21 protein-coding genes are annotated in these 23,393 nt (G+C 69.3%); 14 read left to right on the forward strand and 7 right to left on the reverse strand.

The window, feature by feature from the left end; all coding sequences use genetic code 11:
- Nucleotides 1-41 precede the first annotated feature (41 nt).
- Genes ACFYP4_RS03455 through ACFYP4_RS03470 form a run of 4 tightly spaced genes read left to right on the forward strand, consistent with a single transcriptional unit; the run spans nucleotide 42 to nucleotide 4,712 of the window.
- A complete protein-coding gene (locus ACFYP4_RS03455) occupies nucleotides 42-1,196 on the forward strand; it encodes a tyrosine-type recombinase/integrase (RefSeq protein ID WP_388782406.1) in 1,155 nt (384 codons plus the stop codon).
- Nucleotides 1,193-3,787, forward strand: a complete 2,595-nt coding sequence (locus tag ACFYP4_RS03460) for a tyrosine-type recombinase/integrase (RefSeq protein WP_388782409.1) — start codon at nucleotides 1,193-1,195, stop codon at nucleotides 3,785-3,787. Before ACFYP4_RS03455 ends, ACFYP4_RS03460 begins: the two co-directional genes overlap by 4 nt.
- On the forward strand, nucleotides 3,784-4,452 hold the full coding sequence (locus ACFYP4_RS03465; protein WP_388782412.1) for a hypothetical protein: 669 nt from the start codon (nucleotides 3,784-3,786) through the stop codon (nucleotides 4,450-4,452). The genes ACFYP4_RS03460 and ACFYP4_RS03465 overlap by 4 nt, the downstream gene beginning before the upstream one ends.
- The gene (locus ACFYP4_RS03470) at nucleotides 4,449-4,712 is read left to right on the forward strand and encodes an AAA family ATPase (protein ID WP_388782414.1); all 264 of its coding nucleotides are present in this window, start codon (nucleotides 4,449-4,451) and stop codon (nucleotides 4,710-4,712) included. The genes ACFYP4_RS03465 and ACFYP4_RS03470 overlap by 4 nt, the downstream gene beginning before the upstream one ends.
- 387 nt (nucleotides 4,713-5,099) lie before the next feature.
- Here ACFYP4_RS03470 and ACFYP4_RS03475 read toward each other — a convergent pair whose 3' ends face one another.
- Nucleotides 5,100-6,503, reverse strand: a complete 1,404-nt coding sequence (locus ACFYP4_RS03475; protein ID WP_388782417.1) for a hypothetical protein — start codon at nucleotides 6,501-6,503, stop codon at nucleotides 5,100-5,102.
- A 15-nt stretch (nucleotides 6,504-6,518) separates the two neighbouring features.
- Entirely contained in the window at nucleotides 6,519-7,886 is a 1,368-nt protein-coding gene (locus tag ACFYP4_RS03480; RefSeq protein ID WP_388782420.1) for a PASTA domain-containing protein, read from the reverse strand.
- Nucleotides 7,887-8,504: 618 nt separating this feature from the next.
- Here ACFYP4_RS03480 and ACFYP4_RS03485 point away from each other — a divergent pair.
- Nucleotides 8,505-8,858, forward strand: coding sequence for a peptidoglycan-binding protein (locus tag ACFYP4_RS03485; protein WP_388782423.1), 354 nt, complete (start codon nucleotides 8,505-8,507; stop codon nucleotides 8,856-8,858).
- Between the two features lie 12 nt (nucleotides 8,859-8,870).
- Nucleotides 8,871-9,143: a hypothetical protein gene (locus tag ACFYP4_RS03490; protein ID WP_388782425.1), complete on the forward strand. Its 273-nt coding sequence runs from the start codon at nucleotides 8,871-8,873 to the stop codon at nucleotides 9,141-9,143.
- A 28-nt stretch (nucleotides 9,144-9,171) separates the two neighbouring features.
- Here ACFYP4_RS03490 and ACFYP4_RS03495 read toward each other — a convergent pair whose 3' ends face one another.
- Nucleotides 9,172-9,918 carry a hypothetical protein gene (locus tag ACFYP4_RS03495; protein ID WP_388782428.1) on the reverse strand — a complete coding sequence of 249 codons (747 nt, stop codon included), beginning with the start codon at nucleotides 9,916-9,918 and terminating at the stop codon, nucleotides 9,172-9,174.
- Between the two features lie 30 nt (nucleotides 9,919-9,948).
- Complete coding sequence (locus ACFYP4_RS03500) at nucleotides 9,949-10,125, reverse strand: hypothetical protein (RefSeq protein WP_388782430.1); 177 nt, start codon at nucleotides 10,123-10,125, stop codon at nucleotides 9,949-9,951.
- Nucleotides 10,126-10,541: 416 nt separating this feature from the next.
- Here ACFYP4_RS03500 and ACFYP4_RS03505 point away from each other — a divergent pair, with 416 nt between their 5' ends.
- Nucleotides 10,542-10,925 (forward strand): hypothetical protein, encoded by a 384-nt coding sequence (locus ACFYP4_RS03505; RefSeq protein ID WP_388782433.1) that lies wholly within the window; start codon nucleotides 10,542-10,544, stop codon nucleotides 10,923-10,925.
- Nucleotides 10,926-11,030: 105 nt separating this feature from the next.
- Here the strand turns inward: ACFYP4_RS03505 and ACFYP4_RS03510 are convergent, their stop codons facing one another.
- On the reverse strand, nucleotides 11,031-11,519 hold the full coding sequence (locus tag ACFYP4_RS03510; RefSeq protein WP_388782436.1) for a transposase: 489 nt from the start codon (nucleotides 11,517-11,519) through the stop codon (nucleotides 11,031-11,033).
- Nucleotides 11,520-12,544: 1,025 nt separating this feature from the next.
- Here ACFYP4_RS03510 and ACFYP4_RS03515 point away from each other — a divergent pair.
- The 4 genes from ACFYP4_RS03515 to ACFYP4_RS03530 all read left to right on the forward strand — a co-directional run bounded on the left by ACFYP4_RS03515 (nucleotide 12,545) and on the right by ACFYP4_RS03530 (nucleotide 15,723).
- Nucleotides 12,545-12,796: a hypothetical protein gene (locus ACFYP4_RS03515; protein ID WP_388782704.1), complete on the forward strand. Its 252-nt coding sequence runs from the start codon at nucleotides 12,545-12,547 to the stop codon at nucleotides 12,794-12,796.
- A gap of 13 nt (nucleotides 12,797-12,809) precedes the next feature.
- A complete protein-coding gene (gene pcaC / locus ACFYP4_RS03520; RefSeq protein ID WP_388782439.1) occupies nucleotides 12,810-14,105 on the forward strand; it encodes a 4-carboxymuconolactone decarboxylase in 1,296 nt (431 codons plus the stop codon).
- A 163-nt stretch (nucleotides 14,106-14,268) separates the two neighbouring features.
- Entirely contained in the window at nucleotides 14,269-14,904 is a 636-nt protein-coding gene (locus tag ACFYP4_RS03525) for an MBL fold metallo-hydrolase (RefSeq protein ID WP_358851530.1), read from the forward strand.
- A 39-nt stretch (nucleotides 14,905-14,943) separates the two neighbouring features.
- Entirely contained in the window at nucleotides 14,944-15,723 is a 780-nt protein-coding gene (locus ACFYP4_RS03530) for an exodeoxyribonuclease III (protein WP_358851529.1), read from the forward strand.
- Between the two features lie 65 nt (nucleotides 15,724-15,788).
- On the opposite strand, the gene ACFYP4_RS03535 is transcribed toward ACFYP4_RS03530, so the two are convergent.
- Nucleotides 15,789-17,564 (reverse strand): SGNH/GDSL hydrolase family protein, encoded by a 1,776-nt coding sequence (locus tag ACFYP4_RS03535; protein WP_388782443.1) that lies wholly within the window; start codon nucleotides 17,562-17,564, stop codon nucleotides 15,789-15,791.
- Nucleotides 17,565-17,936: 372 nt separating this feature from the next.
- Here ACFYP4_RS03535 and ACFYP4_RS03540 point away from each other — a divergent pair, with 372 nt between their 5' ends.
- Together ACFYP4_RS03540 and ACFYP4_RS03545 are read left to right on the forward strand one after the other, a co-directional pair.
- Nucleotides 17,937-18,377, forward strand: a complete 441-nt coding sequence (locus ACFYP4_RS03540; protein ID WP_358851527.1) for a DUF6278 family protein — start codon at nucleotides 17,937-17,939, stop codon at nucleotides 18,375-18,377.
- Nucleotides 18,378-18,574: 197 nt separating this feature from the next.
- Nucleotides 18,575-19,318, forward strand: coding sequence for an amino acid ABC transporter ATP-binding protein (locus ACFYP4_RS03545; protein ID WP_358851526.1), 744 nt, complete (start codon nucleotides 18,575-18,577; stop codon nucleotides 19,316-19,318).
- A gap of 431 nt (nucleotides 19,319-19,749) precedes the next feature.
- Here the strand turns inward: ACFYP4_RS03545 and ACFYP4_RS03550 are convergent, their stop codons facing one another.
- Nucleotides 19,750-21,333 (reverse strand): alpha/beta fold hydrolase, encoded by a 1,584-nt coding sequence (locus tag ACFYP4_RS03550; RefSeq protein ID WP_388782447.1) that lies wholly within the window; start codon nucleotides 21,331-21,333, stop codon nucleotides 19,750-19,752.
- 265 nt (nucleotides 21,334-21,598) lie between these two features.
- Between ACFYP4_RS03550 and ggt the strand changes: the two genes are divergently transcribed.
- Entirely contained in the window at nucleotides 21,599-23,392 is a 1,794-nt protein-coding gene (gene ggt / locus ACFYP4_RS03555) for a gamma-glutamyltransferase (protein WP_388782450.1), read from the forward strand.
- The last annotated feature ends 1 nt before the right edge of the window (nucleotide 23,393 follow it).

The following is a 23,393-nucleotide window of genomic DNA, read 5'->3' on the forward strand; positions in this document are numbered from 1 at the left end:
TCGGATACTTCGTTGAGTAATTGAGCTGCTACATTCCGTTGGTGTTCATTGTGGACAGGCCAACCGCCGAGATCCTCCGGGTCGAGGTCACTGACACGTTGGCCTACTGGACGGTTCTTGCCGGGCCCACCTTGACGGTCGTCGAGGACGTGGACGGCTTCCTCTGCCACCTGCGCTTCGGCCGGGCCCGCGCGGAATCGACCACGAAGACGTACGCCGGTCACCTCAAGCGCTTCCACGCCTGGTGCGGCGAGCACAGTCTGTCGCGGGAGCACGCGGCTGCCGAGCTCCCGCGCTACCTGATGAAGCTGAGGACCACACACCGGCTGACGAGCGGCCGCGGCCAGGGGCAGCTCCCACAGGACTCCACGCTCGCCCCCGCCCTCGCGGCAATCCACGGCTTCTACCTGCACCTGGCCGACCTCCGCCGAATCAGCGCGAAGGTGGTCGACGCCCTGTTCATCACCGCTCCGCACCCGGCCACGAGAAAACTCGTCCTGGAACCGCGCATCCGCGTGGATCCGCGACCGAGCCACGCTTCCGGCCGGGCACCGGCCGCCAGCCACGAGGAGTTCGCCGCACTCCTACATGCCACGAAGACCGCCCGCGACCGCTGCATGGTCGCCCTGCTCGGCGCGTGCGCGCTGCGCGTCGGCCAGGTCGTCGGCCTGCTCCGCGAGGACATTCACCTTGTCCCGGCCGGCAGTACCGTCCCGGGCTGTCCCTACAGCCTGGGCCCTCACCTGCACCTGGAGAAGCGTGACGGTCACCCACGCGGGGCGGCGAACAAGAACCGCGGCACCGTTATCGTTCCCGTGCCACAACCCGTGGTGATGCTCTACGCCGACTGGATGCGCGAACGCCTCACCATCCCCGGGGCGGGCAACGCCGTTTGGGCCTTCGTGTCGTTCCCGGGCCCCACGGGAGAGCCGGGCGGGCAGGTCCTCGGAACGCGGCGGGTTCAGGACCTTGTATCGGATCTCGCCCGGGACGCCGGCATCCGGCACATCCATCCGCACATGCTGCGGCACACCTTCGGCGAGACCGCAGCCGACCTCGACGTCGCGTGCGACGTCCTCCAGCGCCTGCTCGGCCACCGTGACGTGACGAGCCAGAACGTGTACCGCAACCCTTCCGACGCCCGGGTCGCCCACGCCGCACGGGCCGTGAACGACAAGATCTTCGGACCAAGATGACGACTTCTGCACCTCTGCCCGCTCCAGCTCCCGCGGCCGGATGGGAACCGGCCTGGGACTACTTGGCCCGGCACGGCCTCGACCGGTCCCCGCTCCAGCTGCGCTTCCCCCTGGGCGCCGACTGGCACTCGCTGCGCCGCTGCCGGCACACCGATTGCGAGCGGCCGGCCACGAGCTGGCCCTGGCTGTGCCACCGCTGCGCATCCGACTGGCAGGAGGCTGGCGCCCCGGACGACATCGACAGATGGAGCGCAAACGCACCCGTGCCGCTCGCCCGCCGCACCTACGCCGAGTATCGGTGCAGGGTGGGCTGCGACCGCGCCGCAGAAGTCCATGGCCTGTGCAAGAGCTGTGCCTCCGAGCGCCGAGTACTCCGGCTGACCGTCGAGGAGTACCTCGCCCGGGGCCGCGAGCCTCGTCCGGGCTTCGGGAAGTGCCTGGTCCGCGTGTGCCCACGCATGGCCGTGGTACGGCGGAGCCGACTGTGCCTGCCTCACCAGCGGCAGTGGTCCAACGCGGGGACGCCCGACCGCGAGGCTTGGGCTCTGACGGCAACCGCGGTCTACACATCCATCGACGTGGTGCCGCTCGCCGATCTTGCGCCGACGGTCGTGGCGCAGGTGCTGCGCGGGTACGAGGCCCAGCTCCGTCAGGGCGGCCGGATCAACCCCGCACAGGTCAAGTCGGCGGTGCGCTGGCTGTGCGACCACACGGTCAACGACCTGACCGCCGCGGAACTGCCGTCCAAGGGCGCGAAGACGACGTATCTGCGGCTCTGGCAGCGGACCCTGCCGCTCCTGGAAGCCGACCCCGCGAGGGAGCACACCCGACCCCTGGTCAGGCTGCACATCCTCAACCCCCGCTACAAGGGCGGAAGCGTCGATCTGCAAGACGTCCACGCCCCCTGGGTCACGCACCTCGCCCAGCAGTACCTGCACCACCTCGCCGCCGCCGGCGCCTCCTCGGCACGGTTAATGACCGTCGGCTACGCGTCGCGGTGGTTCGCGCTGTTCCTGCGCTCCCTGCCCGGCGAGGGCCGAAGGCCGGGCGACGTAGGCCGCGACGGCATGCTCACCTACCTGCGCTGGCTCACGCACCGAGCCCGAGACACCAGCGACTACCAGCTCGTCAACGAGGACGACCCGGTACGGCAGATCGTCGCAGAGCGCCTCCTGCCATCCCGCCAAGGCGCCAGACCGTTGCTGGTCACGCCCGTGCGCCACTACGAGCTGGTGAAGGTGCTGCGTGAGGTCCTCGAACATGGCAGGACATGGCTCGCGGACAATCATGCTGCGGACGTCCATCTGCTGGAGATGGACGTGCCGCCCTACCCGGAGCGGGACGACACGGCCAGCGAGCTGGAGGGCCGCTCCCAGGACGCCCTGCCCGAACAGGTCTTCTTCCAGCTCATGGACGAGCGCAATCTCGCCCTGCTGCCGGCCGGGAGCCGCCGCAACTGCGTCGAGCTGGCCATGCGCGTGGGCCGGCGGCCGTGGGAGCTTCGCCACCTGGAGTTCGACTGCCTGGAGTGGCACGACATCGAGGTGGAGGACCCGGACGGGACGGTGCGCCGCCGGTCCTACCCCTTCCTCGCGTACTGGATGCAGAAGGTCCGCCGGCGGCACAAACTCCCGCTCCACCCCAGCGACGCCGAGGTCATCACCCGCCAGCAGGACCACCTGCGGCGCGAGTGCCCGCACCCGTTCCACGAAGACGGCCGGCCCCGCTCCACCCGCATGGTGCTCTTTCCCACTCCCCGCCGCTCCCGTGCCAACGCGCTCGGCGAGCGACCGTACGACAGCAGCACGATCGGCTACTGGCTTCAGACCTGGCTCGACCAGTTCACCGTGACCGACGAGCGCGGCAAGCCCTTCGACCAGGCACGGGTGTTCCCCTACGCCTTCCGGCACACCTACGCCCAGCTCCGCGCCGACGCCGGCGTCCCGCTCGACATCCTGCAAGTCCTCATGGCCCACCAGGACCCCTCCACCACGCAGGTCTACTACCGGCCCTCGCACCCCCGGCGGGTGGAAGCGGTGCGCGCCATCGCCGCCAGGTACCAGTTCGACCTCACCGGCGGCCGCATCCGCGCACGTACCCCCGACGACGACCTCGCCGACCGGATCCGCGCGGGCGTCGGCTCGGTGCCCGTCCCCGCGGGACGCTGCCACGAGATGAACAACGTTCGCGCCGACGGGCACGGCTGCCCGGTGTACAACCGCTGCTTCTCCTGCACCTTCTACACCACCGACTTCACCCACCTGCCCGAGCTGCGCCAACTCCGCGCTGGGAAGGCGGAGCAGCTCGCCGCGCTGGAGAGCGCCTACGGCGGCGTGCTCACCGCAGGCCCCTTGAGCGCGGCAAACCTAGAACTGCTGCGCCGGGAGATCCAACAGATCGACGAACTCGTCGGCAAATGCGAAGCCGACGTCGACTCCCTCACCCGCGAAGAACGGGCCACGGTGGAGTCCTGGCTCCACACCAGGGACCGGTTCCTCACCGTCGTCCCCGTAGCGGCGGTTCTGGCCGGACGGCAGCGTCTGGACCAGCCGACCGTCGACCCGATCGTCACCGAAGGGACGACCGGATGACACGATCGGCTACCCCGCGCAAGCAGCCAGGCCGGGCGACGATCCCCGCCAGCCGGGTCGAAGTCCTCGATGCCGGCAGGGCGGCCGCCGTTCAGCGGCGCCGTGCCGACAGTGAACAGTGCCGACAGCGGGTTCTCGACGTCCTGGCCGCGATGCGCAGGAGCCGCCAGGCCCTCTCCGACGCGGAGATCACCCGGCGGGCCGCCGTCAACCCGCAGTACCTTCAACGCCACCGCGACCTCAAAGCGGAAGCCGAGACCGTCCGCGCCCACCTCGTCCAAGACGGGCCGCGGGCGGCGGCAGCAGCGACCGCCCGCAGGGAGGCGGCCCTCGAAGTCGAGAACCGCATGCTGCTTGAACAGAACGCAGTCCTGCAACGAACCCTTCACGAGGTCCAGAACGAGCTGCGCACGCTGCGCGCCCACGAATTGGGCGCCCGCCTCCGCGACGGCCTGGACGCCCGCCCGCTGCGGGATGCGGAGATTCAGGAACTACGCGAGCAACGGGACGCAGCACTCGCGGCCAGCCGCCAGGCAGAGACCGCCATGCAGGCCCTCCGCAACGTCAACCAGCGGCTGATGGTCGAAAACAGTCGGCTGATCGCCGCAGGTGCTGCGGAACCAACCGGGACAGCCGCAGCTGCCCGCAAGCCGTGCGGCCCATGAGAAGCCCGCTGCTCGACGAACTCCCCGCCGACGCGGCGGCCGCGGTGGTGCGCCTGCTCGGCGACACCTACCAGCTCGCCGCCGTCGAGGCCAGGGGAGCGCTACGGCTCATCGCTGGGGCGGGCGGCGCCGCCGCACTCGACCAGCTGCACGGCTTCCGCGCGGCCGGGGAAGCCGACGCCTCCCTCACCCTGCGCGTCGGCAACGACCACGGGACGGCCGAACCGTTCACCGCGCAGCCGCCTCGGTCTTCACATTGAATGCGCCGACAGGCCCCGACGCCTACGAATCGAAGCCGACAATGACCCGGCCCAGCACGAGTGGTTGGCTCTACTGCTTCTTGGTATACCGCACGAAGAGCTCGTAACACGATCATGATCGGGCCTTCTTGAGGCGTCTCCAGCAGATGAGGCTGGTGGAGCAGGGCGAAAGTCTGCTCGACGACGTAGCGGAACTTGCCGATGCCCTTGATGTTTGGTGATCCCTTGCGTGAGATGACGGGCAGGATGCGCCGTTGCCGCAGTGCGTCTCGTCCACTTCACGCCTCGCCGTCCGCTGGGAACGCCGCACCGAGTCTTCTCAAGGTTGCCGTATTCTACTGCGCTTACGAACTTCGGCAGTCCGGACCGCCGGTGGTACGGACGGCCTCACGGCGCCGTGTCGCCGATTCGCAGCGCTAGCTTGACTGTGGACCCCTTCGACACCACCGACCCGCCTGGCGGGTCCTGCGCCTTAACGAAGAGTCCCCCACCGAAGAACGGTGGTGGATGGATGTCGTCGGCGGCGAGGTCAGCGACATACGCGAGGTTTCCGAACTCGCCCGCGAGGACGATCGGCTCGTCGGTAAACGGGGCGGAGAAGCTGGGGTTCGCCGGGACCGGGGTATCGAAACCGAGGATCGGGAATGGCACCGGTGGGAGAAGACCGTTGATCGGGAATTGCTCCGCCAGATTCGGGACCGTGACCTGGGTGGAATCTGCGATCTTCGGGAGCAGGCGCGCGAAGTCCTCCGGAGCGGACTGGACGCGCATGCACGTGGTGGCATCGTTGGAGCACTTCGACATCTGCAACCGGATCGCATCCACCTGCTGCAAGCAGTCCTTACGCGCCTTGGCCAGCACCGCGTCATCGACGTTGCTGCCATCCGCGTTCTTGAACTGGTCGATGTTCTTGCGGACGAAGTCGATGTCGTTGATGACGGTGCTGAACCCGTTCAGCAGGCTCGCATTGAAGGTCAGCACGTCCTGCTGGTTCTGCACGTCGATGAACGTGAGCTCGTCGCCGGGGAGCTTCAGTTCCCTATAGTCGTGCACCAGCATCGAGTACGGCACGCCCTGGTCGACTCCGACCAGGGTCGGGAACACGCGAGCCTTCTGCATGATCGCGTCGAGGGTGGTCTCGGTCCCTGTATTGGAGCCACCAGCTTGGAAGACGTAGACGCTCACGTCGAGCTTGCTCTTGGAGGCGGCGATCTTCGAGGAGATGGCGGCGTCGAGCGAGCCGCCCGCGACACCGGGTACGCCTGCGCGGGCATGAATCTCCCCCGCGATCGACGTGCGTTCCGTCGTGTCCAGGCTCTCCACCTTGTAGATCGCGAAGTACTCGCCCCCGGTTTTGATCCCGTGGATGAACCGGTCCCCGAACCGGTCGCGGAAACGGGCGGTCTTGTGTTTGCGCAAGAGGTCTGCAGCCTCCTCAGACAGCACCGGGTTGTCCAGCGTCCGGGTCGCGTTGGAGACCTGCACGCCCACCACCACGTAGAGCGAGAAGCTGTTCACCGCGATGTCGCTGGCGAACTTGAACTTCGCGCTGGCATCACCAAACATGCTCCCCGCACTCACGTCGACGGAGATGCCCAGTGCCTTATGCAGGACGCTCGACTCCTGCGCGATCTGCAGGGTTTTCGTCACGGTCTGCCCGCCGGCCTGCGCTGGCGCCGTCAGCGACGTGCCCGTCACCGCCGGGCTCTTGGTCGCTACGCCGGTCAGCACGTCGTAGCCCAGGCCTACCTTCATTCCGTCCAGGAACGGGATCTCTGTCTGCGCCGCCATCGTCGCCTCGCTCGACTATTCCGTCGGTCCGGGATTTTCCTGCAGTGGGGACACTCTGACGTGCAGTACGCTGCCGCGCGGAACAGACGTGCCCTCCGGGGGAGTCTGTCCGACGATGGTGCCCGCGTCGGGCAGCGGGTCTGAGCCCAGCACCCCGAAGTGCAGTACCTCAGGATTGTCGATGATGAAGTAGAACCCCTGCTCGCCCAGGAGGTCCACGACCACCTGGTTCTTCGTGAACGAAAGGGGGTGGTCGGGGATTACGGCCCTCGTCCCGATCAGGCGCGGAACCCGCTGCAGACCCGGCCGGGGTTCGCGCAGGATCGGCAGCCGATTTGTGAAGTCCTCGGGTGACTGGGTGAAGTGCACACAGGTGGAGGCATCCCGGGTGCAGTCGGAGATGGCCCTGGTCAACTGGTCGACGATGGCCAGGCACTGCTGACGGGCCTGCTGCAGGGCCACGTCGTCCGGCGGTGACCCGTCCGGATTGTGGAATCGATCGAGGTGCTTGCGGATAAAGTCGATATCGTTGACCAGCGTCGTGAAGTCGTTCAGCAGCCGGGAATTGAAGAGGAGGCACTCGGTCTGTTGCTCCTGATCGAAGAAATTCAGATTGTCACCCGGGAGTTTCAACCCATTGTACTCGTCGAGGAGGACCTGGTAGGGAATAGCTTGGCCGCCAGAGACCAGGTTCGGGAACTTGTGAGCCTTCTCGATCATCTCTGACAGCTCCGTCTCCGTCTCACTGATCCCGCCGGCCGAGTAGACGAAGACGTTCACGTTCAGCTCGTTGCGCGAGGTGGACTTCATGCTCTCGACGGCAGCGTTTAGATTGGCCCGCAAGGCGGGGTTGTGGAAGCTCGCCGAGATTTGCGCCGCAACGTCAGTGCGCTCCTGCTCGTCGAAACTCTGCACGTGGTATACGGCGTAGTACTCACCACCGGATTTCAGGCCGGAGATGTATCGGTTGCCGAAGCGCTCACGGAAAATATCCGTCTTCCTGGTGGTCAGCAGGTCGGTCGCGTCCGGAACGAGAGCCGGCGCGTCCACCGTCACACAGGAGTTGATTACCTCCACCGCCAGCACCGCGTACAGGCAGTACTGCGTTACCGCGCACTGGTTCGCGAACTGCATCTTCGCCGTCGCGGAGAAACCCGCGTAGCTGCCGGACACTGCGGCGGACAGTCCCAAGGCCTCCTGGAGCGAGTTGGTCTCCTGCACCAGGCGGAAGGTCGTCGTGACGGTCTGCCCGCCGCCAGTCTGTGGCGGACTGGCCTGCGGGTTCTGGATGACCCGGGCGCTCGATGGGCTGCCGGTCAGCAGATCGAAGCCTAGGCCAACCTTCATCCCGCTCACGAATGGGATCTTCAACTGCTGTCCCATGTCTGTCCTCCAGCGAAGGCGCGAACGCTGATCCGGTGGCTGCACCGGGATCCTCGCAGGTCTGGCGCTCAAAAGACGATAGTTCAACCCTCTTGCTTGGCTTGCTCTGCGGTGTAAGAGACGCCATAGATCTTGATGCTGGCGGTCTTCGAGGGAGCATGCGCCCCAGGACGGCGACACCTCAGGGAAATCCGTGGCCTAGCTCGTGGTGCGTGGGCGTAAGGTGCGTGTCTTCTCCCATGAGGTTCTCATTCGTGCGAAGGACACGACCCACAACTTCACTTTGGATCGGGACGTCTCATGTTGCAACGCGGGGCAGGCTGCCGGACTCTGGAGTCGAGACGAGGGAGGCACGTCATGGCGACAGTCTGAGTCAGCCTTCCGACATTCAATGTAACCGTCCGCGAGGTCACCGGCACCAATGCCACTGGGCTGGGCAGCTCCTTCAATGTCGGCAGCTTGGCACCCGCTACTGGCACGGCACGTGGACTTGTCCAGGGCGCTCCCAACCATGCGCTGGACGGTGATCGGTTTAGGGTTCGAATAACGAGCGGGTCGACACCTATGGGGACAGCAGAAATGATGTGAGAATCACTCGATTGGATTGAGGTGGTGCAGGTGCCGTTTGAACAGCCTTTCTTGCAGGCTGGGGACCAAGGCGAGGCCGTGTCGCGACTCCAAGAGGATCTGCTCGCTGTCGGATGTCTCGAGGGCGGCGCCGGGGGAGGCTTCTTCGATGACGCGACGGCTGCAGCGGTTAAGTTCTTCCAGTCGTGTGTGGGCCTCGAAGCGACCGGTGTCGTCGACGATGCGACGTGGGCGGTGCTCGAGGGCCCCGAACCGAGCGAAGACCAGTCGATCGATGTGAGCGACCTGCCAGGCATGGCGATTGTGGGGGCCCACGGCTCCGACGGAACCGCTGAGGGCTATCTGTCCGAGCTTGGGGTTTCCTTGGACGGCGACAACGCGTGAGGGGAACACGGCATGGCTTGTGAACTGCAGAAAGTCGCGACCGCGGTCGCCCTGGGCAACGCCGTGGCATCGACCCCGGGGGTAGCGTTTGGGGCTGTCGCTCCTCCGCTCGAACCCTTGCTGGCACTGAGGATGTGGCTCTCGTGGGCGGCCCTGCTCGTGGCCTTGTCGACCCTCATCACGTGTCTAGAGGAGAACGGTCGACACGAAGACGCCGAATCGGTACGCCGAGAGCTAGAGCGACTGCGCCGTGAAGTGGAAGAGCTGAAGAGTCGCGTCCACTGACCGAACTTAGTACTCCGGCAACGGTTCGCTATCTGGCCTGGTCAGAGGCATCGTCGGGAGTGTAGTTGGCTGCTGGCATGTCAGGGCGGTCTTGCCAAACCGGCCTTCCAACGAATGACATCGTCGTCGGTTGTGACAGTGCCGGGCGACGGCCTGGCGCCTTCGCCGCCATCGCAACTATCTCAGCGCATGGATGCGAAGTGGCGGGCGAGGCCAGTTGCCAGGAGCTGGCGGACTTCTGCCACGGTGAGCGGAACCAGGGTGGAACCGTTTCTGCATCCCCCTTTGCCGCCGCCTGTGCCGCCGTAGCCGCGCGAAAGGCATGCGCGAGCATCGCCAGGGTGATGTGCCTCATCCAGCCGACGTAGCGGCGGACTTCGTACTGGTCCGGGCCGCACTCGTTCGTCGCGGCCTGGAAGCATTCCTCGATCGCCCACCGGCGCCCGGCAACGCGCACGAGCCGGTCGACGTCGGCGCCCACCGGCGCGTATGCGAGGTAGTAGGCGGTCTGTTCGGGCCTGCTGATACTGCGCCGGGCCAGCGCCCAACGGTGATGGGTCGGCCGCTCACCGTCGAAGTCCTCGATCACCGGGAGCTGGACGGCCGTCCAGTCATAGACGCGCGGGCCCTTGGCGCCGTCGCCGCACGAACGTTGCTCCCATGCCTGATCCGGCGCCTGGCTGAAGAGATAGTCGATCCGGCCGAAGCGGGGCACCGGCTGGGACTTCGGGACGGCGAGCACGTAGCCGACCGCGGCTTCGACAATTCCAAGCAAGGACAACCCAGGTGCCGGTCAGCTGCCGGGTCAGACCTCCAAGCGGTGCCGCTGCTGCAGCAGCCCGCCCTCGCCGGTCAGCTGCAAGCCGGTCGCGCGGGCCGGGTCGACCAACTGCCCGATCAACTGCTCGTCCAGCAGGTCCGCCGGCAACTCGGCTGGCCGGACCTCTTCAACCGCCTCGGCAGAGACAGTCACGTCGCTCATCGGGTGCTACTTCCATGATCGGAAGTTACACCGAAGACCGTACAGATCCCGTGGGCCACCAACCCAGTCCATCAACGCATCGACTCACAGATCGCGTGTTCTGTGACCTGCAACTACGGCCGCAGCCGGTGCGCAGAATGCTCCCAACCTTGGAACGCTGTACTGCAAAACCTGAAGGCGGAAGTAGGGGAACAGGCCCGCCGTCACGGGAATCGCCGGATTGGCAGTGCCGTCTGACGAGTAATCGATGGGCCTGAACCGATGCTTGATCCAGGGACCCCGTCATGATCATCCCAAGGCTGAAGGTTAAGGCCTAAACCGACGGCCACTTGACTTCTGGTGGCCCCCTGATCATGACTTTCTTGGCCTTGTCGAACTGGCCGAGCCACCTTGGGTACGGACGTAAGGGAGACGCCATGAGCTTCGACAATGAATTTACGTTCTGCATGCACAGTTCCGGCTTGCCCACGCCGACGGAGGCGTTGGACTCAGCCGAGGGAGTTCTGGATTTCCTTGAGAAATTCCACCATGCCGCGGAGGCGGCGGGGGGAATGGAGGTCACGCTGGTAGCCCTCGAGGCGGCCGGATTCTCGGGGCTCGGCACGATTGCGGCAGAAGCGGCAGCAGTGACGGCTGCGGCATATGCCGGAGCAGTGACAGGGTGTCTCATCGGAGCGACCGGAGCGTCCATCTTCGATCTGCTTTCGCAAACGGACCACAGCCCGGCGGTGAAGCAAGATGTTCTTGTAGCGGCCAACGACGCCGGCGTATCTGTCCCGGAGGATTTCGCGGTTGCGTGAGTGGCATCGGACTTTCGCCCTGTTGTCCGACCAACCGCTTCGGTGTCTGCAACCAACGGGCCGACTGGCGCCACAGCATGGGCCCCAGATGTTCGTAGGCGGAGATCATCTGGGTGCCGTGGTCGGCCGGTCCGCGTCCAGCAACCGCCCGGCGGACCGCGGGTGGCTCGTGCAGGAGGCGTCGGGGATGTTCAGCGCCGGCCGGCGACCCGTGGCCGTGCACCGTGGCCGTGCCAGGCGACGGCTCATCCGGGTGACCATCGACCACCGGATCATCGCCTCGCTGCTGGTCGGCAACTTCTCGTAGTCCCGGGCCAGGCAGCGCGAATGCATCAGCCACGCGAACGTGCGCTCTGCCACCCAGCGCCGGGGCAGCACCACGAACACTGTCATGTCGTCGGTGCGCTTGACGACCTTGAGGGTGAGCGCGAGTTTGTCCCGGCACCAGTCGACGAGGCCGCCGTCGGCCCAGACCAGGCAGATGTCACGGTGCAGGCGTCGCAGCCGGGTCAGCAGGCCCGTCGCGGCGTCGCGGTCGCCGATGTTCGCGGCGGTGACCGCGACGAGCAGGAGCAGGCCGAGGCAGTCGGTCACGATGTGCCGCTTGCGGCCGCCCCCTTCCTCCCGCCGTCGTAGCCGCGTGAGACGGACGGCACCGAGGCTGCGGCCTTCACCGACTGCGCATCAATGATCCCGGCCGTCGGCTCCGCCTCACGGCCCTCCCGCTCACGCACCCGTCCGCGCAGCCGGTCGTGGAACTCCGTGATCAGCCCGTGCTCGCGCCAGCGGCGGAAGAAGGCGTAGACCCGGCCCCAGTCAGGGAAGTCCGTGGGTATCGCCCGCCAGGAGATCCAGCCCGCGACAAGCAGCGGATCGTATGTCAGCCCGTCAGCCCGTCAGGCCGCCGGTTCGGACGAGGCCGTCCGGCTGTGGTCGGGTCAGGCTGTTGTGCCGGGATCAGCGGGACGGTTGCGCGGTGCCGTCCCGGACGAGGGTCTGACTCATGGCATGTATGACTGAAGTGTCCAGTCGCAAGCGTGTCGACTGTTGTTGCGGGAAAGCGCCTACTCGTACCGAGCCACAGGGCGTGTCCCAGTAGGGGCCTTGCCGAGCACTAGGCGCCATCACGGTTCAGACCGCCCGAGCAGGGCGGTGCCATCCACCCTGCACGTCACTGCGCGGGAGGCGAACCATCATGACGACCCGACGTCACAGCACTTCCTCCAGCACGGATCCTCCCGTTCGGGGCGAGGTCGTCCTGGGCGCGGACACGCACAGCGAGTGCATGCTGCCGCCGTGGTCTCCCCGCTGGGGAAGGTTCTGGGTACCGAGTCCTTTCCGGCCACGGCATCCGGCTACCGTCGACCTGCTCGGCTGGGCCCGAAAGCGGGGGACGGTGCGCCGGGCGCGACGGTCCGGTGAACAGCGCCCGGATGTTCAAACTCGCCAAGGACTCCGCGGTCAAGGCGCGCACCCAGGCGATCGACGAGCAACTCACCGCACAGATCACAGATCGACGAGCTGAAGCGGCGCCCGACCCGGCTCGTCGAACGCCACGCTGGTCAGCTGCCATGCCGGTGGGCATCGGCCCGGACAGCGCCGTCACTCCCCTGATCACCATGGGAGACAACCCAGAGCGGCTGAACACCGAGGCGTCCTTCGCCGCTTTGTGCGGAGTCAGCCCCATCGAGGGCTCATCGGGCTGCGCGTCGATCCCCGCAACCAGGCGTACTACGAGCGCCGCACCCAGGAGGGCAAAACCCGTCGTGAGATCATCCGTAGCCTCGAGCGATATGCCGCCCGCGAGGTGTTCAACCTCGTCAAGTCGGTCTCTACCGAACCCCTGTTATAGGGGCGTCCGTGACAGATGAGAGGCTCAGGCGGGTGAGTGAGACACCGATGAACACCCTGCAATACCGCTTCGACGGGCCGGAAGACGCCCCGGTCCTGATCCTCGGTCCCTCACTGGGTACCACATGGCACATGTGGGACCGGCAGATCCCGGAGCTCGTGCAGCACTGGCGGGTCTTCCGGTACGACCTCCCCGGGCACGGCGGCGCGCCGGCGTATCCGACCGGTTCCGTCACCGAGGTGGCCGGGCGGCTGCTCGCCACCCTCGACGCGCTCGGCGTCCAGCGGTTCGGGTACGCGGGCTGCGCGTTCGGCGGCGCGGTCGGCGTCGAGCTGGCGCTGCGCCACCCGCAGCGGCTCGCCTCCCTCGCCGTGATCGCGGCCTCGCCCCGCTTCGGTACGGCCGACGAGTTCCGTCGGCGCGGTGTGATCGTACGGACGAACGGGCTCGAGCCGATCGCGCGCTCCGCCCCGGAGCGGTGGTTCACGGGCGGGTTCGCCGCCGCCCAGCCCGCGATCACCGAATGGGCCGTGCAGATGGTGCGGACCACCGACCCGGGCTGCTACATCGCGGCCTGCGAGGCCCTCGCCGCGTTCGACGTCCGTGCCGAGCTCGGCCGTATCGGGGTGCCGACGCTCGTCCTGGTCGGCTCCGAGGACCGGGTCACCGGGCCCGCCGAGGCGCGCACCCTGGTCGCCGGCATCCCGGACGCCCGGCTGGCCGTCGTACCCGGCGCCTCGCACCTGGTGCCGGTGGAACAGCCCGCCGCCGTCACGGACCTGCTCGTACGGCACTTCTCCACCGCCTGGCAGAACGCCTTCGACGCGGCGACCGGCCAGACGGCGGTCGCGGCGGCCCCGGCACAGCCGGTGCCGGCCCCGCCCGCACCGGTGGCGCCCGTCGCCGAGATCGCGCCCGCCGTCGCGCAGCCCGAGGCGCTGGGCCGGCCCGATCCCTACGACGCCGGGATCAAGGTCCGCCGCGAGGTGCTCGGCGACGCGCACGTCGACCGGGCGCTGGCCTCCGCGGACGCGTTCTCCGGGGACTTCCAGGAGTTCGTCACCCGGTACGCGTGGGGCGAGATCTGGGACCGTCCCGGCCTGGACCGGCGCACCCGCAGCTGTGTCACGCTCACCGCGCTGGTCGCGGGCGGCCACCTCGACGAGCTCGTCTTCCACACCCGCGCCGCCCTCCGCAACGGCCTCACCCCGGACGAGATCAAGGAAGTGCTGCTCCAGGCCGCCGTGTACTGCGGTGTCCCGGCCGCGAACAGCGCCTTCAAGGTGGCGCAGCAGGTCATCCGGGAGGAGACCACTCCCCAGGAGTGAGCGCCCGGGCCGCCGCGGGCCGCCGCGCGGACCGGCACGCGGCCGCGCTCTCCCCGGTGCCGCAGGACCGAGCCGGGTGCCGGGTGCCGGGTGCCGGTGCATGTGGGTGCCGGGAGCACCCCTGCGCGGCCCCTCGGCGTGCCGACGGAGGCAGGATGGACGCATGAAGCTCACGAAGAAGTCGCACGCCTGCATCCGTCTCGAGAAGGACGGGCGGACGCTCGTCCTCGATCCGGGTGTGTTCAGCGAGGAGGACGCCGCGGCCGGCGCGGACGCGATCCTCGTGACCCACGAGCACCCGGACCACTTCAGCGAGGAGCGGCTGCGGGCCGCCATGGAGGCCAACCCGGCCGCCGCGATCTGGACCCTGAAGTCCGTCGCGGAGAAGATCTCCGCCGCCTTCCCGGGCCGGGTGCACACCGTCGGCCACGGGGACACCTTCACCGCCGCGGGTTTCGACGTGCAGGTGCACGGCGAACTGCACGCGGTGATCCACCCGGACATCCCGCGCGTCACCAACGTGGGCTACCTGATCGACGGCGGCCGGGTCTTCCACCCCGGCGACGCCCTCACCGTGCCCGACCGGAGCGTCGAGACGCTGATGCTGCCGGTCATGGCCCCCTGGAGCAAGATCTCCGAGGTCATCGACTACGTCCGGGAGGTGAAGCCGCAGCGCGCGTACGACATCCACGACGCCCTGCTCACCGACCTCGCCCGGCCGATCTACGACAACCAGATCGGCAGCCTGGGCGGCTCGGAACACCTGCGGCTGGCACCGGGAGCGTCCGCGCAGGTCTGAGCGACCGCGTTGTCGTACCCGCCCGGTAGGTTGGACGGCATGCGCATCGCCACCTGGAACGTGAATTCGATCACCGCCCGACTCCCGAGGCTGCTGGCCTGGCTGGAGAGCAGCGGCACCGACGTGCTGTGCATCCAGGAGACCAAGACGACCCTCGAGGCCTTCCCGGCCGACCAGCTGCGCGAGCTGGGCTACGAGTCGGCGGTGCACGCCACGGGCCGGTGGAACGGAGTGGCGGTGCTCTCCCGCGTGGGCCTGGAGGACGTGGTCACGGGCCTGCCCGGCGACCCGGGCTACGAGGGCGTGCAGGAGCCCCGCGCCGTCTCCGCGACCTGCGGCCCGGCCCGCGTCTGGTCGGTGTACGTGCCGAACGGACGCGAGGTCGGCCACCCGCACTACGCGTACAAGCTCCAGTGGCTCGAGGCGCTGAGGGCGGCGGTCGCGGGCGACGCGGCGGGCAGCCGCCCGTTCGCGGTCCTCGGGGACTACAACGTCGCGCCGACGGACGACGACGTCTTCGACGTCGCCGCGTTCGAGGGCGTCACCCATGTCACCCCGGCCGAGCGCGCCGCCCTCGCCTCCCTGCGCGAGACCGGTCTCTCGGACGTGGTCCCGCGCCCCCTCAAGTACGAGCAGCCGTTCACCTACTGGGACTACCGCCAGCTCGCCTTCCCCAAGAACCGCGGCATGCGCATCGACCTCGTCTACGGCAACGAGGCCTTCTCCAAGGCCGTCACCGACGCCTACGTGGACCGTGAGGAGCGCAAGGGCAAGGGCGCCTCGGACCACGCGCCGGTCGTGGTGGACCTGGACGTGTAACCGCCGGGGACACGCGGGGAAGCGGCCCCGCCGACCCGCGTCCCCGACCTCACAGGGCCATACACCTAGGGCGCCAGCAGCCCCAGATCCACGGAATCCGCCAGCGCCGCCAGCCCCGCGTCCCCCGGATGCAGATGATCCCCGCTGTCGTAGGCGGGACGCAGCCGCGCCGGGTGGTCCGGATCCCGCAGCACCGCGTCGAAGTCCAGGACCGCGTCGAACTCGTCGTTGTCCCGGATCCACGCGTTCACCGCGACCCGCTGCGCGTCCGCCGCCGCGGTGCACAGGGCCTCGCCCTCGCAGGGCGCGATCGTCGCGGCGAGGACCCGGATCCCGCGGGCGTGGGCGCGGTCCGCGATCTCGCGCAGGCCCGCGGTCACCTGGTCCGCCAACGCGCCCCAGCGCACGTCGTTGACGCCCTGGAAGACGACCGCCGTACGGGCCGAGGTCTGGGCGAGGACATCACGGTCGAGCCGGTGCAGGGCGCTCACCCCGCCGCTGTCGGTGGAGACCCCGTCGCCGGGGTAGCGGTCGGTGACCACGCGGTTCGCCGACACGCCCTGGTTGAGGACGCCGTAGCGGGGGACGGCGGAGGAGGCGCGGATCCGGTCGGCGAGCAGGTCGGGCCAGCGCCGGTCGGCGTCGGGCGCCGACTTCTCCCCGTCGGTGACGGAGTCGCCGAGCACCACCACGGAACCGGGGCCGCCGCCCACGTCCACACCGGTCAGCAGCGGCCAGCTGGTGATCGTGGACGTGTACGCGTCGGGCGCCGAGTCGCCGGCGTGGTCGCCGGGCTCGCTGACGTACGAGCGCTGCACCGCGAGCCGGTGCACCGGCGCCGCCGTCACCGTCCCCGGCAGATGGAAGCTGACGAGCAGACCGGCGTCCGCGGGCACGTCGAAGCCCACGGGATCGCTGAACGCCTGGGCGCCCGCGGGGACGGTGGTCCCGGCCGCCCCCCGGAAGGACAGCGGGACGGGCGCGGCGGCCGGACGCGCGCCCGCCGCCTGGACGGCCACCGTCGCACCACCGATGTCCACCGGTGCGGACGCGAAGGTGTTGTCGAGCCGGACCCGCAGGCGCGACCCGCCCACCGAGGTGTGCACCACCAGGCGCAGCGTCCGGTCCGTCCAGGGACCGACGGCCTGGTAGCCGGAGGTCGCTGCGGCCCAAGTGCCCGTCCAGGCCCGCGTCGAGGGACGCACCGCGAGCGCGAACACGTGCAGTCCCCGGTTCCGGGGGAGCCGCACGGAGGCGACCTCGCGGCCCCGCGCGAGCGGCACCGTGACGACGTACAGGCGCGCCTTCTCGGCGAGCCGGCCGCCGGGCGTGTTGAGGTGCGGAAGCGCCACGGCCTTGGTGGCGAGCGGGCCGGTGCGCCAGTCCGGGGCCGTCAGCCGGTACGAGGACGCGGAGCCGTTCGCGTACCGGACCGCGCCCGTGCCGCTCACGTCACCGCCGCCGGTGCCGGCGACGAGGAACGCGAGCGCGTCCCCGCGGCCTCGCAGCCGCACCGCCTGTCCGTCGGCGCGCACGTTGTCGGGCTCGCCCGCCGCGCGGCGCGGCCAGGTCAGCCGGGCGCCCTGGACCGTCAGCGCGCGGCCGGGCGTCCAGCCCGCGGCCGTCAGGTCGCGCGCCGACAGGGAGCGTCCAAAACCGTCGAAGTCGGCTTCACCCGGCCGTGCGTCGTCGCTGACCGCGGTGTTGTCGAAGAGCCGCTCCAGGGGCAGCGGACCGGCTTGCGGGGCCCGGGCGGGGGCCGCGGACTCGGCGTACGCGACGGGCGTGGCGGCGAGCGACAGACCGAGGATCACGGCCGCTCCCCAGAGACATCGGCGCATCCCGGTTCCTCCCTGAGCGGTGACCGACGGGGTGACAGGTGCACCATGAAGCTAGGGAGGCGGCGGGTACGCGTCAATGAGCCGCGTCCGAACGAGCCGTGAACTCACCTGGTGTCAGGTCGCCGCGGACAAGGCCCATGGGCCCGGCACGCACCGAGAGCGGGCGAGCGTGCGTCCGAGGGCACGGGGCGTCGGCGCTGGGCGGCGACCTGCCGGCGGCCGTCCTGCGCCGAGCCGCTCCCCGGCCCATGACGGCGCGGTCAAGGTGGATCATTCCGTGATCAACTGCCGCACGATACATTCGTGGACATGCCGGGAACGCGGGCCCGTCGGCGGACGTTCCCCGATGGAGAGGCCGGTGATGGACAGGTGATGGACATCCCCTTCCTGGACAGGTGGCGCAGGCGGCACCTCGCGGGGCGCGGTCAGGTGCTCGCCGCGGCTTTCGAGGACGACCCCGAGGGCGTGGCCGAGCTGCTCTCGGAGTGCGAGCTGCTCCGCTCCCAAGCCGCCATGGCCGGACTCGAACTGGACGACTCCCCGGCCTCGTTGACCGCCCTGGACCAGCTCCTGCCCCGCTGGCGGGACGACCCGGAGGCGCTGCCCTGGCTGGCGAACGACGCGGGCCTCTACCTCGGCTCGGTCGTCGTGCGGACGGTCCCCGGCGCCTCCTGGCACGTGTGGCCCGGCGGCAGCCCCGCGGTGCGCCTCGCGTCGGGCCGGGAGATCCCGGTCGTCGAGGCGGGCCTGGACTGGGCGGTGCACGGCGTCCCGCAGCTCTCGCAGGTCTACGCGGAGGCGGCGGAGGCCTGACAGCCGCTGTCCGGATGGTCCCGGACCCGCGCTGCCCGGTGGCCGGCAGGGCGTGCGTTCGTCGGCCGGCGTCGTCGCGCCGTCGTCGCGGTCCCTTCAAATACGGTTAATCGCGGGCAGGGCGTGTCGTTCGGTGCGTCCCGTTGCGCGTGGATAGTTTGCGCTGACCGACACGGCTGAGAGTGGGCAGGTCCGGGATGGCCGTCGATCCGCTGATCGAACTGCATGGCGTGAACAAGTACTACGGCGAGCTGCATGTCCTGCAGGACATCGACCTCACCGTCGGCAAGGGGGAGGTGGTCGTGGTCATCGGCCCCTCGGGGTCGGGCAAGTCCACACTGTGCAGGGCGATCAACCGGCTGGAGACGATCCACTCCGGGTCGATCAAGCTCGACGGGCAGCCGCTGCCCGACGAGGGCAAGGACCTCGCCAGGCTCCGCGCCGAGGTCGGCATGGTCTTCCAGTCCTTCAATCTCTTCGCCCACAAGACGGTTCTGCAGAACCTCTCACTGGGTCAGATCAAGGTACGAGGCCGCAAGAAGGCCGAGGCCGACAAGCGCTCGCACGAACTCCTCGACCGGGTGGGTGTCGCCGAGCAGGCCGACAAGTACCCGGCGCAGCTCTCCGGCGGCCAGCAGCAGCGCGTGGCCATCGCCCGCGCCCTCGCCATGGACCCCAAGGCACTCCTGTTCGACGAACCGACCTCGGCCCTCGATCCGGAGATGATCAACGAAGTCCTCGAGGTCATGCAGCAACTCGCCCGCGACGGCATGACGATGGTCGTCGTCACCCACGAGATGGGCTTCGCGAGGTCGGCCGCCAACCGCGTCGTCTTCATGTCCGACGGCCGCATCGTCGAGGACCGCACCCCCGAGGAGTTCTTCACCGACCCGCGCAGTGACCGCGCCAAGGACTTCCTCTCCAAGATCCTTAAGCACTGAGCGGGGGCGCTTCGTATGATCCGCACGACAGGTGCGCACCGCGCGCCCCGCCTTCGCCGGATCCACGTCACGTCGTACGCGTCCGCACCGAGGTCCGCACGGGCCGAACTGCGTCCCGTTCCACACCGGTTGGCCGTGGTGTCGAGGGGTGTTTCCCCCTCGCCTTCGACCGCCCGCGAGGAGTTGCGCACCTCCGGGCGACGCGTCGCGCCGAACCTCGACTACGATTTGCTGTTCATCCCCGCGGTGACGGTGACCTCGCCGATCCGCACCGGGATGTGCGGGCCGCTCGTCCGGTACACCCCTCGGGTGTCCCGGTGCGAACGGCGCGGTCCCGAGACCGAGGCCGCGGCACCGGCCGAACACCAGGGACGCTGCTGCCGGGTGTGCAGTAGCTGAGAGGGCCAGGCCCGCCCGGCAGCAGCCGGAGATCACTGCTCGCGCAGGGGCACCGTCACATACGACGGGTCGTGCTCCGGCGAGGAGAAGGTCAGCTGCGCGCCGGTCGGGTTGTGCTCGATGTAGAGCGGGTCGACCGTGTCGACCACCAGCGCGAGCCGATGCCCTGCCGGGACGTCGTAGGCCGTGGAGAACAGCTCCAGGTCGACGCCGAACGGCTTGCCGGGCGTCTGCCCGTGGAAGGTGTACGGCGCGTGAGCGACCAGCTTGCCGAGGCCGAGCGGGCCCACGTCGTAGAGGTACGCGACGAGGGTGCCGCTCTCCTTGGTGCCGGTGACCGTGGTGTGCAACCGGGGCGTGCCGCGCACCTGCTGGGCGGCCGGGTACGCGGGCGACTGCCACACGGCGGCCCAGCGGCGCGGCAGCAGCGGGATCGAGGCCGTCGGCGGCAGCTGGGCGAGCTGGTCCAGGAGGCTGGAGAGGACGACGACCCCGCCGTTCGCGCCCGAGTCGACGTTCGTGTGGACGGTCCTGTCGCCCGCGAGGGAGATCTTCCGGCCGGCGGCGCCCACCGACTTCCAGTCCGGGTAGCCCTCGTAGCCGCCCGTCGAGCGCGGTTTGAGCCGGACCGGCTGCTCGCGGTCGACGCCGTTGTCCTCGCCCTTGAGGTAGTGGTCGAACCACCTGCCCGTGTCCGTCCACACGTCGTTGGGCAGCCCGAGCAGGCCGGTCGCCTCGGCGGTGGCGTGGTCACCGGGGCGGAACTGCAGTCGTTTGGGGCCGGTCAGCCGCTCGTAGAAGTCGGCGTACTGGTTGGGCGGGAAGATCGAGTCCCCCCAGGCGTTGGCGAGCATGACCGCCGTGCCGTTGGCGTTGATCCGGTCGACGGCGTAAGCAGCGGAACGTTTCTTCCCCCAGTCGATCATCTCCTGCTCCTTCGACAGGTTCGAGCCGAGGAAGTTCTTGAGGGTCTCCTGGAGTTCGGCACCGGGGCGGCCGGTGAGGTAGCCCGTGCCGCCCAGGAGCGCGGCGGCCTGGACGTGCTGGGTGCGGCCGGAGTAGATCGAGTCGATGAGGTCGGCCCAGCCGCTGAGGGCGGCCACGGCCTTGATGCGCTCGTCCTGTGCGGCGGCGAGCAGACTGATGCCGGCTCCGTACGAGACGCCCGCCATGCCGACCTTCGCGGCGTCGGCCGGAGTGTGCGCCAGCGCCCAGTCGATCACCTTGGACGCGTCGGCGGTGTCGGGCGGGCCGGCCACTTCTATCTCCCCGCCGGACTGCCAGAATCCCCGGGAGTTGTAACTGACCACCACATAGCCGGAGTCGGCCAGCTTCCGCGCCTGGGCGAGGTACTCGATCTGCGGCACGGACCAGCTGGTCGGCAGCACGAGCAGCGGGTAGCGCCGGGTGCCGTCGGAGCCCGCGGGCGTGACCACGTTGGCCCTGAGGATCGTGCCGCCGTCTCCGGCGATGTCGACGAAGCGGATGTCCGCCGTGCTGCTGGTGGCGGGCGCCGCCTGCGCGGTGGGGGCGAGGCCGAGGGCGGTGCCGGCGATCAGGGTCGCCGAAACGGCTCCTGCGGCGGTGGTTCGCAGGGCCTTGCGCGGGTGTCCCACGGGTCACTCCTCACTCGTGTCCGTGCAAAGTGCCCCGAAGGTAGCCGCGATGGCTTACTGCCGGTAACCCGTCGGTAAGTTACGTGCGAGTAACGATTGTTGAAGTGTTCATTTCGTGCGCGCCCGCGCCGAGTCCGACGGCATCGGTCCCGTACCCGCGAGTCGGCGACCTCCGGCACTCGCGCCGAACCGTGGTCGAGGCGGTCCTGACGGGCGGCGTGGAGGGACGTTACGCTGCGCGGACGGCTGTTGACTGGAGGTACGGATGCGTCGCCCTGTGGCACGGAGTCTGGCGGTTCTGGCGGCTTCGGCCGCGATGGTGTCGGTGGGTGCGGCGGCACCGCCCTCGGCCGGCGCCGCGGAGAAGGTGCCCGTCGCCGTCGGCTATGGCGGCGCCGTGGCGAGCGTCGACGCGGACGCCTCCGCCGCCGGGATCGAGGTCCTGAAGAACGGCGGCAACGCGGTCGACGCGGCGGTCGCCACGGCGGCTGCGCTCGGCGTCACCGAGCCGTACTCGGCCGGCGTGGGAGGGGGCGGCTACTTCGTCTACTACGACGCCAAGTCCCGTAAGGTGCACACGGTCGACGGCCGGGAGACCGCGCCGCTCACCGCCGACGAGAACCTGTTCGTGGAGGACGGAAAGCCGGTCCCGTTCGCGGACGCCGTGACCAGCGGGCTGGGTGTGGGCACGCCGGGGACGCCGGCCACCTGGCAGGAGGCCCTGGACAGCTGGGGCAGCAAGCCGCTCGGTTCCCTCCTGAAGCCGGCCGAGCGGCTGGCCCGCAACGGCTTCACGGTCGACGCGACCTTCCGCTCCCAGACGGAGTCCAACCAGGCCCGCTTCGCGGACTTCCCCGACACGGCCGACCTGTTCCTGCCCGGCGGCGCGCTGCCGGTGGTCGGGTCGACCTTCAAGAACCCCGATCTGGCGCGCACCTACCGGGAGTTGGGCCGCCGCGGCGTGGACGCGATGTACCACGGCGAGCTGGGCCGGGACATCGTCGACACGGTGAACGATCCGCCGGTGGACCCCGCGTCGGGACGCGTGGCCCGCCCCGGCGAGCTCACGCTGAAGGACCTGGCCGCCTACGAGGCGAAGAGGCAGGCGCCGACGAAGACCTCGTACCGAGGTCTGAAGGTCTACTCGATCGCCCCCTCCTCCTCGGGCGGCACCACGGTGGGGGAGGCGCTCAACATCCTGGAGCGGACCGACCTCTCCAGGGCGAGCGAGGTCCGGTACCTGCACCGCTTCATCGAGGCGAGCCGGATCGCGTTCGCGGACCGCGGGCGATGGGTGGGCGACCCCGCCTTCGAGGACGTACCGGCCAAGGAACTGCTGTCGCAGCGGTACGCGGACTCACGCGCGTGCCTGATCAAGGACACCGCGGTGCTCACCAGCCCGCTGGCACCCGGTGACCCGAGGCACCCGGCCGCCTGCAACACCGCGGGAACGGCGGCCCCCACGACGTACGAGGGCGAGAACACCACGCATCTGACGGCCGCCGACAAGTGGGGCAACGTCGTCGCCTACACGCTGACCATCGAGCAGACCGGCGGCAGCGGCATCACGGTCCCCGGGCGCGGCTTCCTGCTCAACAACGAGCTCACCGACTTCTCCTTCACCCCGGCGAGCCCCGGCGTCCACGACCCGAACCTGCCGGGACCGGGCAAGCGTCCCCGTTCCTCGATCGCCCCGACGATCGTCCTCGACCGGCACGACCGGCCGGTCGTGGCCCTCGGTTCCCCGGGCGGTGCGACCATCATCACCACGGTGCTGCAGACCCTCACCGGCTTCGTCGACCGGGGTCTGCCGCTGGTCGACGCCATCGCGGCGCCGCGGGCCAGTCAGCGCAACCAGACGACCACCGAGCTCGAACCGGGCCTGTGGAACAGCCCGTTGCGGGCCCGGCTGGAGTCCCTCGGACACGGCTTCCGGCAGAACCCGGAGATCGGCGCCGCCACGGGCGTGCAGCGACTGCCGGACGGTAAGTGGCTCGCGGCGGCGGAGCGGGTGCGCCGGGGAGGCGGCTCGGCGATGGTGGTGCGGCCCGGGCGGTAGA

It is taken from the genome of Streptomyces sp. NPDC005551, assembly GCF_042871785.1.
In the GTDB taxonomy this organism is placed as follows: domain Bacteria; phylum Actinomycetota; class Actinomycetes; order Streptomycetales; family Streptomycetaceae; genus Streptomyces.